General features: G+C 72.5%; 11 protein-coding genes. All 11 read right to left on the bottom strand.

What is annotated here, in order from left to right; all coding sequences use genetic code 11:
* Nucleotides 1–38: 38 nt before the first annotated feature.
* The 11 genes from VE614_RS06815 to VE614_RS06865 all read right to left on the bottom strand — a co-directional run bounded on the left by VE614_RS06815 (nt 39) and on the right by VE614_RS06865 (nt 14,862).
* Nucleotides 39–1,433: an alkaline phosphatase family protein gene (locus VE614_RS06815; RefSeq protein ID WP_324933635.1), complete on the bottom strand. Its 1,395-nt coding sequence runs from the start codon at nt 1,431–1,433 to the stop codon at nt 39–41.
* A complete protein-coding gene (gene eboE / locus VE614_RS06820) occupies nt 1,430–2,599 on the bottom strand; it encodes a metabolite traffic protein EboE (protein ID WP_324933638.1) in 1,170 nt (389 codons plus the stop codon). The genes VE614_RS06815 and eboE overlap by 4 nt, the downstream gene beginning before the upstream one ends.
* 3 nt (nt 2,600–2,602) lie before the next feature.
* On the bottom strand, nt 2,603–3,451 hold the full coding sequence (locus VE614_RS06825) for a TatD family hydrolase (RefSeq protein WP_324933640.1): 849 nt from the start codon (nt 3,449–3,451) through the stop codon (nt 2,603–2,605).
* Nucleotides 3,451–4,155, bottom strand: coding sequence for an EboA domain-containing protein (locus VE614_RS06830; protein ID WP_324933642.1), 705 nt, complete (start codon nt 4,153–4,155; stop codon nt 3,451–3,453). The genes VE614_RS06825 and VE614_RS06830 overlap by 1 nt, the downstream gene beginning before the upstream one ends.
* A complete protein-coding gene (locus VE614_RS06835; RefSeq protein ID WP_324933645.1) occupies nt 4,152–5,048 on the bottom strand; it encodes a sugar phosphate isomerase/epimerase family protein in 897 nt (298 codons plus the stop codon). Before VE614_RS06835 ends, VE614_RS06830 begins: the two co-directional genes overlap by 4 nt.
* Nucleotides 5,045–6,079 carry an SCO3242 family prenyltransferase gene (locus VE614_RS06840; RefSeq protein WP_324933647.1) on the bottom strand — a complete coding sequence of 345 codons (1,035 nt, stop codon included), beginning with the start codon at nt 6,077–6,079 and terminating at the stop codon, nt 5,045–5,047. Before VE614_RS06840 ends, VE614_RS06835 begins: the two co-directional genes overlap by 4 nt.
* Nucleotides 6,080–6,219: 140 nt before the next feature.
* Nucleotides 6,220–7,398: an inositol-3-phosphate synthase gene (locus tag VE614_RS06845; RefSeq protein ID WP_324933649.1), complete on the bottom strand. Its 1,179-nt coding sequence runs from the start codon at nt 7,396–7,398 to the stop codon at nt 6,220–6,222.
* Between the two features lie 100 nt (nt 7,399–7,498).
* Nucleotides 7,499–11,221, bottom strand: coding sequence for a ThuA domain-containing protein (locus VE614_RS06850; protein ID WP_324933650.1), 3,723 nt, complete (start codon nt 11,219–11,221; stop codon nt 7,499–7,501).
* Between the two features lie 261 nt (nt 11,222–11,482).
* Nucleotides 11,483–12,481 carry a sugar phosphate isomerase/epimerase family protein gene (locus VE614_RS06855; RefSeq protein WP_324933652.1) on the bottom strand — a complete coding sequence of 333 codons (999 nt, stop codon included), beginning with the start codon at nt 12,479–12,481 and terminating at the stop codon, nt 11,483–11,485.
* 15 nt (nt 12,482–12,496) lie between these two features.
* A complete protein-coding gene (locus tag VE614_RS06860) occupies nt 12,497–13,750 on the bottom strand; it encodes a Gfo/Idh/MocA family protein (RefSeq protein WP_414719536.1) in 1,254 nt (417 codons plus the stop codon).
* Between the two features lie 68 nt (nt 13,751–13,818).
* Nucleotides 13,819–14,862 carry a substrate-binding domain-containing protein gene (locus VE614_RS06865; protein ID WP_324933654.1) on the bottom strand — a complete coding sequence of 348 codons (1,044 nt, stop codon included), beginning with the start codon at nt 14,860–14,862 and terminating at the stop codon, nt 13,819–13,821.
* Nucleotides 14,863–14,866: the final 4 nt, after the last annotated feature.

A 14,866-nucleotide genomic window follows, 5' to 3' on the forward strand; every position in this document is an offset into this window, starting at 1 on the left:
GGCCGTTGTCAGTGGTGGGTGCTTCACTGGTGAGCAGGTCAGGAGAGACCGGCCAGGTGGAGCAGGAGTGCTTTCACATCGGTGGCCGCGACGCGGTCGCCGACAGCGCGGGGGGTGGAGCAGATGAGGAGTGGACCCTCGTCGTCGCTCGCGGGGAGGCGGCCGTGGCTGCCCCGAATAGGTGAGGGATCCAGGGGCACGACCGCCATGCGGTAGCGCAGGCCCAGCTTCTTGCGGGCCAGGGCCGTCGCCGCCTTCACCTTGACGTAGGGGTCGAGGGGGTCCATGAAGAGCTCGACCGGGTCGTAGCCGGGTTTGCGGTGGATCTCGACGAGCCGTGCGAAGTCGGGCGCGCGGGCGTCGTCGAGCCAGTAGTAGTACGTGAACCAGGCGTCCGGCTCCGCCACGGCGACGAGTTCGCCGGAGCGCGGATGGTCGAGGTGGTGGGTCTTCTTGCCCTCGTCGTCGAGGAGCAGGTCGATGCCGGGCAGGCCGGTGAGCGCGGCGCGGGCCGCCGCCAGGTCCTCGGGGCGGCGGACGTAGACGTGGGCGATCTGGTGGTCGGCGACGGCGAAGGCACGGGACGCCATGGGGTCGAGGTACTCCATGCCGTCCTGGGTGTGCACCTCCAGCAGTCCGGCGCGGCGCAGCGCCCGGTTGATGTCGACCGGCCGGGACACGCGGGTGATGCCGTACTCGGAGAGTGCGACGACGGTGCGGCCCTCGGCCCGGGCGTCGTCGAGCAGCGGGGCGAGCGCGGCGTCCAGGTCGGCGGCCGCCCGGTGCGAGCGCGGGTCGTCGGGGCCGTAGCGCTGCAGGTCGTAGTCGAGGTGGGGGAGGTAGCACAGGGTCAGGTCGGGGCGGCGGGTGCGCTGGATGTGCCGGGTGGCGTCGATGATCCAGCGGCTGGAGACCAGGTCCGCGCCGGGTCCCCAGAAGTGGAAGAGCGGGAAGGTGCCGAACTTCCGGGTCAGTTCGTCGCGCAGATCGGCGGGGCGGGTGTAGCAGTCGGGTTCCTTGCGGCCGTCGGCGTAGTAGATGGGACGGGGGGTGACGGTGATGTCGGTGTCGGCGCCCATGGCGTACCACCAGCAGATGTTGGCGACGGTGTAGCCGGGGTGGGCGCGGCGGGCGGCGTCCCAGAGTTTGTCGCCGCCGACCAGGCCGTTGTGCTGGCGCCACAGCAGCACGTCGCCGAGTTCGCGGAAGTACCAGCCGTTGCCGACGATGCCGTGCTCGGACGGCATCGTGCCGGTGAGGAAGGTGGACTGGGCGGCGCAGGTGACGGCGGGCAGCACCGTGCCGAGCGGCGCCCGGGAGCCGGACCGGGCGAGGGCCTTGAGGCGCGGCATGTGGTCGAGGAGACGGGGGGTGAGGCCGACGACGTCGAGGACGAGGAGCGGGGTGGGACGCGCCGGGGCGTGGGCGGTCACGGCAGCTCCTTCAGGCCGAGGTCGGTGAGGAGGTCGCGGGCGAGGGCGAGCTCCGCGGCGATGCCGTCGGCGAGCTGGGCGCGGGTGTGCGGCCGCAGCTCGGGAGGGAGCGCCTGCCAGGTGTAGGTCTCGACCTCCAGGTGGCGGGTGAGCGGTCGCGGGCCGCCGACGAGCCGGGCGAGTGCGGAGGTCAGGACGGGGAGCGTCGAGGTGAGGGGCGCGGCCGGGGACGCGTGCAGCGGGACGTGGAAGTGGGACCGCCAGGGTGCGCCGTCCGGCAGGGCCTGGCCGTCCAGGGCTTCGCCCAGGTCGTCGGTGCCGCGCAGGCCGGCGGCGGTGGAGACGCGGGTCTGGTGCAGGAAGCGGGGTTCGTCGAAGGCGGCGAGCGCGTCGCGGACCTCGGGGAGATGGGGGTGTTCGGCGTGCAGGGCGGCGGAGAGCTGGGACTTGACGACGGTGACACCGGCATCGGCGAGCGCGTCCAGGGCGGTGTCGGGGTTTTCGAAGGAGGTGGCGAGATGGCAGGTGTCCACGCAGACGCCGATACGGGGGTGGTCGATCGCGGCCAGCGGGGTGAGGGCGTCGGCGGTGGTCTCGACGACGCAGCCCGGCTCCGGTTCCAGGCCGACGCGCAGGGAGCGGCCCGTCAGCTCGGCCAGGGCGTCCAGGCGTTCACCGAGGGTGGCCAGGGCGGTGCGGGCGGTCGCGGCACGCTCCTCGTCGGCGGCGGTGCGCCAGGCGAGCGGCAGGGTGGAGATGCTGCCCTCGGTGACGTCGTCGGGCAGCAGCCCGGCGAGCACCCGGGCCAGGGCGGTGGTGTGGTCGAGGCGTTCCCGATCGGCCCAGTCGGGGCGGTAGACGCGGTACTTGACCTCCTCGGCGCCGAACCCTTCGTACGGGAAGCCGTTGAGGGTGACCACCTCCAGGCCGCGCCGGTCCAGTTCGGTGCGCAGGGCGCGCAGGGCGGACGGGTCGGCGACCAGGGCGCGGGCCGCGTCCCGGGCGAGCCACAGGCCGATGCCGAGACGGTCGCGGCCGAGGCGGCGGCGGACCGGTTCGCAGTGGTCGCGGAGCTGGGCGAGGACTCCGTCAAGGGTTTCCGCGGGGTGGACGTTGGTGCAGTAGGCGAGGTGGACGAGGGAGCCGTCGGGGTGGCGGAAGCGCATCGTTCACTCCCCGCCGCGCAGGACGGAGTTGCCCTCGTGGGTGGCCTCGGTCGCGCCGACGTCGAGGGTGAGCCGGCCGCTGAGCCCGTAGAAGGTGACGGGGTTGCGCCACAACACCTGGTCGACGTCGTCCTCGGAGAACCCTTCGGCGAGCATCAGGTCTCCGACCTCGCGGGTCTTCAGCGGGTCGCTTCTCCCCCAGTCGGCGGCGGAGTTCACCAGGACCCGCTCGGTCCCGTGGGCGCGCAGCAGGGCGACCATCCGCTCCTCGTCCATCTTGGTGTCGGGATAGACGGAGAAGCCGAGCCAGCAGCCGCTGTCCTTGGCCTCCTTGACGGTGGTCTCGTTGAGATGGTCCACCAGCACCCGCTCCGGCGGCAGGGCGGACTCGCGGACCACGTCCAGGGTGCGGCGCAGACCGGCGAGCTTGTCGCGGTGCGGGGTGTGCACCAGGGCGGGGAGCCCGTGGTCGGCGGCGAGCTGGAGCTGGGCGGCGAGCGCGGTGTCCTCGGCCGGTGTCATCGAGTCGTAGCCGATCTCGCCGACGGCGACGACCTGGTCCTTGACGAGATAACGGGGCAGTTCGTCGAGGACCGGCCGGCAGCGCGGGTCGTTGGCCTCCTTCGGGTTGAGCGCGATCGTGCAGTGGTGGGCGATGCCGTACTGGGCGGCGCGGAAGGGCTCCCAGCCGAGGAGGGAGTCGAAGTAGTCGAAGAAGGTGGCGGGCGAGGTGCGGGGCTGGCCGAGCCAGAAGGAGGGTTCGACGACGGCACGGACTCCGGCCGCGTACATGGCCTCGTAGTCGTCGGTGGTCCGGGAGGTCATGTGGATGTGGGGGTCGAAGATGCGCATCAGGACTCCTTGCCGTGGGGGACGTCCGGTGAGTGCGACGTGGACGACGGCGCGCTGTCGGTCAGGGCCAGCACACGGTGCAGATCCTCGGGGACGGGGCGGCCGGCGGCGGATCGTTCGGCGGCGTAGTCGCCGAGCATGCGGGCCAGTTCGGCGTCGCCCCGGGCGCGGTCCGCCAGGCCGGCCACCGCCTCGACCGGCACGCCGGTGAACAGGCACTTCAGCACGGCGTGGCGCCAGCTGTGGGCGTCGAGGTGCCGGGCGGCGTACGGGCCGACGGCGGCGGCCAGCAGCCGGGTGTCGTTGGTGCGCAGGGCGTCCTCGACGAGCGGCAGCGCCTCCGGGCCCGGCACCAGGTGGGGCAGGGCGTGCAGGACGGCGCGGCGTTCGGCGGCGGTGCCCTGGGAGTAGACGCGGCCGAGCACGGCCGGGTCGGCGCGGGCGGCCCGCAGGATCAGCACCCGGGCGGCGTCCGCGTACGCGGCGCCGCAGCGGCGGCCGGTCTCGGCGAACCGCAGCTCCCACACCGAGATCGGGCCGTGCGCGCCCGGGTGGGCGGCGGCCTCGGCGAGAGCCTGGTCGAGCCAGGCGCGGGCGGCTCCGGACAGTTCGGCGTCGAGGCGGGAGTGGAGGTCGTCCAGCGGGCCCCGGACGAGGAGGGAGCCGGTCGTGGAACCGCCCGGGTCGGGCTGTGCGTGGGTCATGGGGTGCTCCCTTGTGGGGTTGGCGCCGCGTGACGGAGGAAGGGCAGGGACAGCTCGGCGAAGTGCGGGCCCGCGTGGGAGTGGCGGGGCAGTTCGACGACGGTGAGCCCCTGGTAGCCGGTGGCGGCCAGGGCCGCGAGGACCGGCGGGAAGTCGATCTCGCCGTCGCCGAACGGCAGATGCTCGTGGACTCCCCGCCGCATGTCCTCGATCTGGACGTGGCGCAGCCAGGGAGCGGCGGCGCGGACGCAGTCGGCGGGCGGGAGCGGTTCGAGGCACTGGCAGTGGCCGATGTCGAGGGTGAGACCGAGCGGCTCGGGGTCGCCGAGGAGGCTGCGCAGACGGTGGAAGTCGGCGAGGGTGGCGAGGAGGTGACCCGGTTCGGGCTCCACGGCGAGGGGGACGCCGGCGGTGGCGGCGGCGTCCAGGACGGGGGCGAGGGCGTCGGCCAGGCGTTTCCACGCCGTGTCCGGGTGCGTCCCGGCGGGGGTGATGCCGCTGAAGCAGTGCACGGCGTGCGCGCCGAGGTCGGCGGCGATCCGCACGGCGCGCAGCAGCAGGTCGACCCGGCGGGCCCGGTCCTCCGGGCCCGGGTCCAGCAGGGACGGGCCGTGCTTGCGGCGCGGGTCGAGGACGTAGCGGGCGCCGGTCTCCACGGTGACGGACAGTCCCAGCGCGTGCAGGCGCCGGGCGACATGGCGGGTGCGGGCGGAGAGGAGCGGCGCGAAGGGGTCGAGGTGCATGTGGTCCAGCGTCAGACCGACGCCGTCGTAGCCGAGGTCGGCGAGCAGGGCGAGGGCGTCGTCGAGGCGCAGGTCGGCGAGGCCGTTGGTGCCGTAGCCGAAGCGGAGCGGGGCCGAGGGGCGGCCGGCAGGCCGGGCGTTGAGGCTCATGTGACGCTCACCTTCCTCGCGTACAGGCGTCCGAGCGGGGCGAGCGCCGCGACGGCGAGGGCGGTGACCCGAGCCCCGGAGCGGGCGGACAGGGCGGCCTGGAGCGGGATGGTGGCGCGGATGCCGCCGACGACGGCTCGTTGGGTGAGCGGAGGTGAGGGATGGAGAGCGGCGTGCAGGTAGGGACGGGCGACGGTCGCGGCGTAGCCGGCGCCGAGAGCGGTGCGCAGGGCGGTGTCCGGGCTCGGTTCGGCCGCGGACCGGCGGGTCAGCAGCCGGGTCAGCAGGGCGGAGGTGGCGAGCGCGGCCAGCGGGCCCAGAACCGAGCCGCCCTGGGTCTCGCGGCGGGACACCGTCGTGACCGCGAGGGTGTGGCTGCCGAGCAGCGCGGCCGACGGGAGGGCGGCGCGAGTGCGACCACTGGTGGCCGCGGCTCCCAGGAGCAGATCGAGTCCACGGGCGGCGGCCATGGCGGCGGGTCCGGCCGGGGTGTGCTTCAGAGCGAGGTCGTACGCCCAGACGGTGGCCGCGAGCGGCGCGGCGACGGCCAGCGCGGGGCGGCCGGCGCGGGCCGCGAGGGCGAGTCCGGCGCCGGTCAGGGCGCAGGCCGCGGTGAGGGCCGCCGCCGGACGGACCCGGCCGGAGGGCAGAGGCCGGTGCGGGCGGTCCCGGGCGTCCTCCTCGCGGTCCGCCCAGTCGTTGAGGGCCATGCCCGCCTCGTAGAGACAGAGGGAGGAGCCGATCGCGAGCAGGGTGCGGGCACCGGGTCGCATCCCCGCCGCGGCGGCACCGGCCAGGGCGTCGCCGGGGACGGTGAAGAGGGCGGGGAGCCGGAGGAGTTCGGCCCAGGCTCGGGAGTGGGAGGGGTCGAAGGGGTCGAAGGGGTCGGAGGGGTGGTAGGGGTTGGAGGGGCTGGAGGGACGGTCGGTGGCCGGGCCTGTGCTGGAGGCTGTGCCGGTACCCGTGTCCGTGCCGGTTGGGGGGCGTGTGCCGGCCGGCGTCTCGCCGGGGGTGTGTGTGCGGCTCGGCATCTCGCCGGGGGTGTGTGTGCCGCTCGGCATCTCGCCGGGGAGGCGCGCGCCGGCCGGCGTCTCGCCGGGGAGGCGTGTACGGCTCGGCGTCTCGCCGCTGCCGGCGCCTGTCGTGTCCGGGCCTCCGGCGTGCCGCCCGCTCATCGGTGCTCCCCCGGCCGCTGCCCGGAGGGCCCGTTCGCGGCCGTCCCCGCCCCGTCGCGCAACCGCTCCGCGAATGTGGCGAGTGCCGCGTACTGCTCGCCCAGGGACGACGGTCCCTCGCCCACGGGGTCCTTGAAGTAGAAGCCCAGTTCGCCGAGCGGTCCGCGCAGGCCCGCCTCATGGGCGCGGGCGAGGAGCCGGGCCAGGTCCAGGACGAGCGGGGCGGCGAGGGACGAGTCGCAGCCCTGCCAGATGGTCTGCAGGATCATGCGGGTGCCGAGGAAGCCGTCGAAGGCGATGTGGTCCCAGGCGGTCTTCCAGTCGCCGAGCGCGGGCACGTCGTCGATGTGGACCTCGCCCTGGGGTGCCGCGCCGAGCGTGTCGGCGAGCACCCGTTCCTTGCCGGCGTTCTTCGCCGCCGCGGCGGCCGGGTCGGCGAGGGCCGCGCCGTCACCGCCGCCCAGCAGGTTGGTGCCGGACCAGGCCCGCACGGCGAGCGCCCGCTGGGCGAACATCGGGCCGAGCACGGACCGCAGCAGCGTCTGCCCGGTCTTGCCGTCACGGCCCGCGTACGGCAGCCCGGAAGCGGCCGCCTCCTCGGCGAGCTCCGGGTGGTGCAGGCCCGTGGAGGGGGTGAAGTTGACGTAGGGACAGCCCGCGCGCAGGGCGGCCGCCGCGTAGAGGGAACTGGCCGGCAGGTCCCCTCCGGTCGGGACCGGTTCCGTCGAGGCCACGTTCACCACGACGGCTCGCGCGAGCCCGCACCGTCGTACGAAGTCCCGTATGTCGCAGGCGAAGACGGTGATCAGGTCCTCCACGCCCAGGGTGTCCCCGGCGGGTCCCGGAACCGGGCCGCCCGGCCGGATCTCGCGGTCCGCTGCGGCGAGTTCGGCGGCGACGGCGGCCGGCAGTCCCGGGGGCAGGACGCCGCCCGCGGCGAGGGCCTCGGCACGCTTGGGCAGGGGACAGTCCACGACGTCGTGGCCGCCGAAGACGAGCGACGACAGCGGCGGCAGACCGCATTCCTCGAAGGGTGGGGTCTCGGTGACCATGCCCGTCGGTGGGTGCAGACCCGCCGTGACGGCGGCACAGCCCGCGACGACGGTGGTGGCGACGGAGCCGCGGGCCCCGATCAGCCAGACGCCGACGCGTGGCTGGGAAACGGACGCGGACATGGGCAGCCTCCTTGTCCCCGAAGTGGTGGCCGGACGTCGTCCCCGTGGATGTGGCCGGAAGACGGCGGGCGGGGGTCCGGCGTCCCCCGCCCGCCGCCGTTCAGTCACCCGTGGCGGGCAGTTCCTTCAACTGGATGTTGCGGAAGGAGACCTGGTCGTCGGCGCCGTGATTCTGGAGGCCGATGTGACCGTCGGTCAGGCTCCGCTGCGGGTCCTTGTTGGTGAAGTCGTTGATCTTGACTCCGTTGAGGAACACCTGGAGGCGTTCGCCCTGGACCTTGATCTCGTAGGAGTTCCACTGGCCGGGCGGCCGCAGGACCTGGTCACGGGCCTTGATGTTCGCCGACTTGAACGAGTAGACGGAGCCCGTGGTGCGGTCGGGGGCATCCGTGGCGTCGATCTGGATCTCGTAGCCCTTGTTCACCGCGGACCAGGGGTCGTCGGAGGCGGGGAAGCCCACGAAGATCCCGGAGTTGTCGTCGCCCCGCATCTTCCAGTCGAGCTTGAGCGAGTACGACTTCAGCTCCTTGGCCTGGTACCAGAGCAGGCCCATGCCGCCCTCGGACTCCAGGGTGCCGTCCTTGACGGCGAACCTGCCGGGGCCGGCCTGCTTCCAGCCGTCCAGGGTCTGGCCGTTGAAGATCTTGCGGTAGTCCCTGCCCGGCTTGCAGTCGGCCTTGACCTGCCCGGTGGCGTACTGGAGGCCGCCGAGCAGATGGGCCCGGAAGGCCTCCTCGGCGTAGGACTCCTTGGTGTGGCCGCCGCCGGTGTAGAAGGACCGGCCGCCGCCGTAGCTCTGGCACCAGGCGATCGGGTGGTCGCCCTTCATGGTGCCGCCCTGGTAGGTGGTCTCGTCGAGGGTGGCGAGGACCTTGGCCTGCTCGCGCGGGTTGGTGCGGTAGTTGTACCACTCGTCGGTGCGCTCCCAGGTGTCGTGCAGGTGCGCGGTGGACGGGTGGTCGTGGTCCTCGACGCGGACGGTGGCCTGCTGGATGGCCGGGTGCGAGTGGAAGTGGGCACCGACGAGGCCGCCGTAGAACTCCCAGGCGTACTCGGTGTCGGCTGCGGCGTGGATGCCCATGTAGCCGCCGCCGCCCGCCACGTAGTCCTCGAACGCCTTCTGCTGCTCGGCGTCGAGCACGTCACCGGTGGTGGACAGGAAGGCCACGGCGTCGTACTTGGCGAGGTTGGTGGTGGTGAACTGCCTGGCCTCCTCGGTCGCGTCGACCGTGATGCCGGCCGGGGCGCCGATTTCCCTCAGGGCGGCGATACCGGCCGGGATGGAGTCGTGCCGGAAGCCGGCGGTCTTGGAGAAGACCAGGACCTTCTTGCCGCTCCGGAACGGCTCCTTGGAGAATTCGAAGTCGTCGACGTCGAACAGCGCGCCCTCGCCGCCCCTGAAGACCAGGTAGATGTCCGTGGTCTTCTTCGGCAGTGCCCGCAGCGGCACGTCGACGTTCTGGAACGTCTCCCAGCTGCCGGTCGGCGGGATGTAGGCCGAGCCGTGCAGCGGCCCCTCGGGCGAGCCGGTGCGCACCTCGATGAAGCCGCCCGCGCCGCCGGAGGAGGCCCGCACGGTCACCTTCTTCTCCCCGTCGAAGCGGTAGGGGGTGAAGGAGATCCAGTCGCCGTCGTCGATGTCGCCGACGGTCCTGCCGCCGTGGGCGCCGGTCTTGTCGATGACCGACACGCCCGACTGGGTGGTGAAGTGCTCGCCCTGGCGGTGCGGCGGCTGGAGCACGGTGCGTGCGGTGCCGGTCAGGGGCTCCTGGCCGTTCGCCCCGCTGTCGGTGTAGCTGGCGCCGACGACGCCGTAGATGTTGGCGTTGGGGTCGTGGCCGCCGTCACCGGCGGGCGGCCTCAGCGTGCCCTCGCAGCCCGTCTCGCTGGTCAGTTCGTGGGCGTGGGAGTCGTGGCCGAGGCTGTAGACGACCTTGACCCGGGAGCAGTCGACCGTCTCCTCGGGGTCGGTGACGGTCACCTTGAACGGGACGGGCCGGCCGAAGGCGGCCAGGCTTCCGTTGCCCGGGACGTCGATCCGCACCCTGGGCTCGGTGTTGCCGACCACGATCCGGACGCTGGCGTTGCCGGTGTTGCCCTCGGGGTCCTCGGCGGTGAAGGTGGCGCTGTAGGTGCCGACCTTCTTGTACCGGTGGGTGGGGTTGAGGCCCTCGCCCTTGGTGCCGTCGCCGAAGTCCCAGCTGTAGGTGAGATCCGTGGAGTCGGCGTCCTGGGCGGAGCCGGTGAAGGTGACCTTCAGGCCGGCCGCTCCGGACGTCTTGTCCGCGCTCACCTGGGCGATCGGCGAGAAGCCGTCCTCGGCGTTCTCGATCCGGTACAGCGCGGAGTGCTGGTCGCCCTGGAACCAGGAGACGCCGTAGTCGAGGACGTAGAGCGCGCCGTCGGGACCGAACTCCATGTCCATGATCTGGGTGCCGGTCCACGGGAAGTCGTTGATCTTCGCGACGGAGCCGTCCGCATTCTGTTCGATCCGCTTGATCCAGCGGCGGCCGAACTCACCGGCGAAGAAATCGCCGTCGTACGCCTCGGGGAACTTCACGCTGGAGTCGAGCGCGGGGTCGTAGCGGTAGACCGGGCCGGCCATCGGGGACTCGGAGCCGCTGCCGAACTCGGGCACGGAGCCGCCGTCGTACGGGATCCAGGCGGCCTGCGCGGGTGGCAGGTCGACCAGACCCGTGTTGTGCGGGGAGGTGTTCCTCGGGGCGGCGCAGTCGAACTTCTCGCCGGACTGCTTGGTGGCGAAGTCGTAGTCGACGTAGGCGTCGTTGTCGCCGGTGCAGAACGGCCAGCCGAAGTTGGCCGGCTTGGTCACCTTGGCGAACTCGACCTGTCCCGCCGGGCCCCGGTTGGGGTCGGCGGCGCCCGCGTCGGGGCCGTAGTCGCCGACGTACACGATGCCGGTCTTGTCGTCGACGCTCATCCGGAACGGGTTGCGGAAGCCCATCGCGTAGATCTCGGGACGCGTCTTCTCCGTGCCCGGGGCGAAGAGGTTCCCCTCCGGGACGGTGTACGAGCCGTCCTCGGCGACCTTGATGCGCAGGATCTTGCCGCGCAGGTCGTTGGTGTTGGCGGAGCTGCGGCGGGCGTCGAAGGCAGGGTTGCGGTTCGGCCGGTCGTCGATCGGCGTGTAGCCGTCGGAGGCGAAGGGGTTGGTGTCGTCGCCGGTCGACAGGTAGAGGTTGCCGTCCGCGTCGAAGTCGATGTCGCCGCCGACGTGGCAGCAGGTGCCCCGGGAGGCCGCGACGTCCAGGACCTTCTTCTCGCTGGACATGTCCAGCGTGCCGTTGGGGTTCAGGACGAAGCGGGAGAGGCGATTGACGCCGTCGAACTTCTTGAAGTCTTCGGCGGTTCCGGTCTCCGGGGCGTCGCCCGCGGGGGTGTCGAGCGGCGGGGCGTAGTAGAGGTAGATCGCCCGGTTGTTCTTGAAGTCCGGGTCGATGCCTACGCCCTGGAGGCCTTCCTCGTCGTGGGTGTAGACGGGGATCCTGCCGGCGATCTTGGTGACACCGCCCTGGTCGGTCAGGCGCAGCGTGCCGTCGCGCGAGGTGTGCAGGACGCTGCGGTCCGGGAGCACGGCGAGCGACATCGGCTCGCCCATCTCGGGTTCGCCCTTGGCGAGCGGGACCTGCTGGAACTGCCCTTCGGCGGCCGCCGGTTCGTCGTGCTCCGGGTGGCCGGGGTGGGCGCCGGCGACGGTGGCCGGGGTGCCCACGGCGAGGAGCAGGCCGGTGAACAGGGCGAGGGTGGTGCGAAGCCTGGGCCGCCGGGGAGTGCGGGTGCTTCTGAGTCTGGTTCCGTGCACGAAGTCCCTCCGGGAACGGGGTGGGCCGTACGGGATGGGTGCGAAGGCGTGCGGTGCGGGCGCCGGGGTGCGCCGTCACCCCGGAGGCGTGCGTGTCCTGAACACTTCAAGGACGGTATCCGCGTCCGTCCGGAGCGAACACCCCTTGCGTCAGGGTCGATTGAACTTTCTCCCATCGCGGGACAAAGCAGGATCCGGGCAGGTCGGAGGGGGGCCGGTGGTTGTTCCGGGCCCCCTCCGACCTGCCGTCGGGTGTGGGGGTCAGCTGTTGAACGCGGCGTCGAAGGACGCGCTGGGCGGTTCGAAGTCGTACGCCCTGAGGCGGGTCAGTGCCTCCGGGGCGCCCTGGAGGCGGTCCATGCCGGCGTCCTCCCACTCCACCGACACCGGGCCTTGATAGTCGATGGAGCGCAGCATCCGGAAGACGTCCTCCCAGGGGACGTCGCCGTGCCCGGCGGAGACGAAGTCCCAGCCGCGCCGGGGGTCGCCCCAGGGCAGGTGGGAACCGAGGCGGCCGTTGCGTCCGTCGAGGCGTTTGCGGGCCTCCTTGCAGTCCACGTGGTAGATCCGGTCGCGGAAGTCCCAGAGGAAGCCGACCGGGTCGAGGTCCTGCCAGACGAAGTGGGAGGGGTCGAAGTTGAGGCCGAAGGCCGGCCGGCGGTCGACCGCGTCCAGCGTGTGTACGGTCGTCCAGTAGTCGTATGCGATCTCGCTGGGGTGGACCTCGTGCGCGAACCGCACGCCCTGCGCGTCGAACACGTCGAGGATCGGGTTCCAGCGCTCGGCGAAGTCCTCGTAGCCGCGCCGGATCATCGAGTCGGGCGCGGGCGGGAACATCGCGACCAGATGCCAGATCGCCGAGCCGGTGAACCCGATGACGGTGTCGACGCCGAGGGCGGCGGCGGCGCGGGCGGTGTCCTGCATCCGGGCCGCCGCCCGCTGCCGCACTCCCTCCGGATCGCCGTCGCCCCACACCTCGCGCGGCAGGATCGCCCGGTGGCGTTCGTCGATGATGGCGTCGCAGACCGCCTGGCCGACCAGGTGGTTGGAGACGGCCCAGCACTTCAGGCCGTACTTGTCGAGCAGCTGGTGCCGGGAGGCGACGTACGACGGGTCGGCGAGCGCCTTGTCGACCTCGAAGTGGTCGCCCCAGCAGGCGAGTTCGAGGCCGTCGTAACCGAAGTCGCGGGCGAGGCGGCAGACCTCCTCCAGTGGGAGGTCGGCCCACTGACCGGTGAAGAGCGTGAACCTGCGCGGCATACGGCTGTCTCCTCCTCAGGCGGCGATCGGCGTGTAGACGGAGTTCTTCTCGGCGCTCTCCTCCACCGCGGCGAGCACGCGCTGCACCTGGAGCCCGTCGGCGAAGGACGGCTCGGGGCGGCGGCCCTCGGCGACCGCGTGGACCAGGTCGCGGGCCTGGTGGACGAAGGTGTGCTCGTAGCCGAGACCGTGGCCCGGCGGCCACCAGGCGTCCAGGTAGGGGTGGTCGGGTTCGGTGACGAGGATGCGGCGGAAGCCGGCGTGCTCGCCGGGCTCGGTGGCGTCGTGGTACCAGAGTTCGTTCAGCCGCTCCAGGTCGAAGGCGAGCGAGCCGTGTTCGCCGTTGAGTTCCAGGCGCAGGGCGTTCTTGCGGCCGGTGGCGTACCGGGTGGCCTCGAAGGAGGCGAGGGCGCCGGAGGCGAAGCGGCCGGTGAACAGGGCGGCGTCGTCGACGGTGACGGTTCCGGTGCCGTCCGACGAGACGGCGGCCAGGCCCGAGGCAGGCCCGCCGGGCAACGGGCGCTCCCGGACGAACGTCTCGGTCAGCGCGGAGACCCCGGCCAGCGGCTCCCCCGCCAGGTACTGGGCGAGGTCGACGATGTGCGCGCCCAGGTCGCCGAGCGAACCGGAGCCGGCCAGCTCCTTGCGCAGCCGCCAGGTCAGCGGGAACGCCGGGTCCACGAGCCAGTCCTGGAGGTACGACACCCGCACGTGCCGCAGGGTGCCGAGGCGGCCCTCGGCGACCATCCGGCGGGCCAGCACGGTGGCGGGCACCCGGCGGTAGTTGAAGCCGACCATCGCCAGCCGGCCGCGCTCGTACGCCGACTCGGCGGCCACGGCCATCGCCTCGGCCTCCTCGACGGTGTTCGCGAGGGGCTTCTCGCACAGGACGTGCTTGCCGGCGGCGAGCGCGGCCAGCGCGATCTCGGCGTGGCTGTCACCGGGGGTGCAGATGTCGACGAGGTCGACGTCGTCCCGGGCGATCAGCGCCCGCCAGTCGGTCTCGGCGGCGGCCCAGCCGTGCCGGTCGGCCGCCGCGCGCACCGCGTCCGCGTCCCGTCCGCAGATCGCGGCCAGGACCGGGCGCCGGGGCAGGTCGAAGACCCGGCCCGCGGTGCGCCAGCCCTGGGAGTGGGCGGCACCCATGAAGGCGTAACCGACCATGCCGATGCGCAGCGGGGGCTTGCCGGTGCCGGGCCCCGGTGTCGCGGTGGCGGGCTCCCGTGCCGCGAGCCGCTCCGGCGCTGCTGACTGCTCCGGCTCTTCCACAGATGTCCTCCTCGTCTGGTGGGCCGCCGGGGCGGCCCGGGCCGTGCGCGGTGGGGGGTGCGGACGGCTCACTCGAAACCGGTGGGCATGTACTGGTCAACGTTGGTCCTGTCGACCACGGCGGAGTAGAGAGTGAGGGACGCCGGGATCTCGAACTCGGCGAGACCGCCGACGCCCTTGCCCTGGCCGAGCGCGCGGGCGAGGTCGATCGCGGACGCGGCCATGGTGGGCGGGTAGAGAACGGTGGCCTTCAGCACGCCGTCGTCCTGCTTGATGGCCTGGAAGGCGGAGAGCGCGCCGGCCCCGCCGACCATCAGGAAGTCGTCGCGCCCGGCCTGCTCGATGGCGCGCAGCGCGCCCACGCCCTGGTCGTCGTCGTGGTTCCACAGGGCGTCGAACTCCGGCTGTGCTTGCAGCAGCTGGGCCATCTTGGCCTGCCCGGACTCGACGGTGAACTCGGCGGCCTGACGGGCCACCTTCCTGATGTTGGGGTAGTTCTTCAGGGCGTCGTCGAAGCCCTGGGTGCGCTGCTTGGTCAGCTCCAGGTTGTCGAGGCCGGCGAGTTCGACGACCCGGGCGTTCGGCTTGTCCCTGAGCTTCTCGCCGATGTAGTGGCCGGCGTTCAGGCCCATGCCGTAGTTGTCGCCGCCGATCCAGCAGCGGTACGCCTGCGGGGTGTTGAAGATCCGGTCGAGGTTGACGACGGGAATTCCGGCGCGCATGGCCTTCAGGCCGACCTGGGTGAGTGCCTTGCCGTCGGCGGGCAGCACCACGAGCACGTCGACCTTCTTGTTGATCAGGGTCTCGATCTGCCCGATCTGCGCGGCCGTGTCGTTGGAGCCCTCGGTGATCTCCAGGGTGACGTCCTGGTACCTCTCGGCTCGGCTCTTGGCGTTCTCGTTGATCGCGTTGAGCCAGCCGTGGTCGGCCTGCGGGCCGGCGAAGCCGATGGTGACCTGCTTGCCGGGCTTGTCGTCGGCGGCGGGCTGGTCGTCGGCCGCCGGCTGGTCGTCGTCGCTCTTCTCGTTACTCGTGCAACCCGTGAGGAGGGCACCGGCGGAGACGGCGGCGGTCCCGAAGAGCAGTCCTCTGCGACTGGGGAGGTGCGACATGGTG

The sequence above is a fragment of the Streptomyces sp. genome (assembly GCF_035645055.1).
GTDB lineage: Bacteria > Actinomycetota > Actinomycetes > Streptomycetales > Streptomycetaceae > Streptomyces.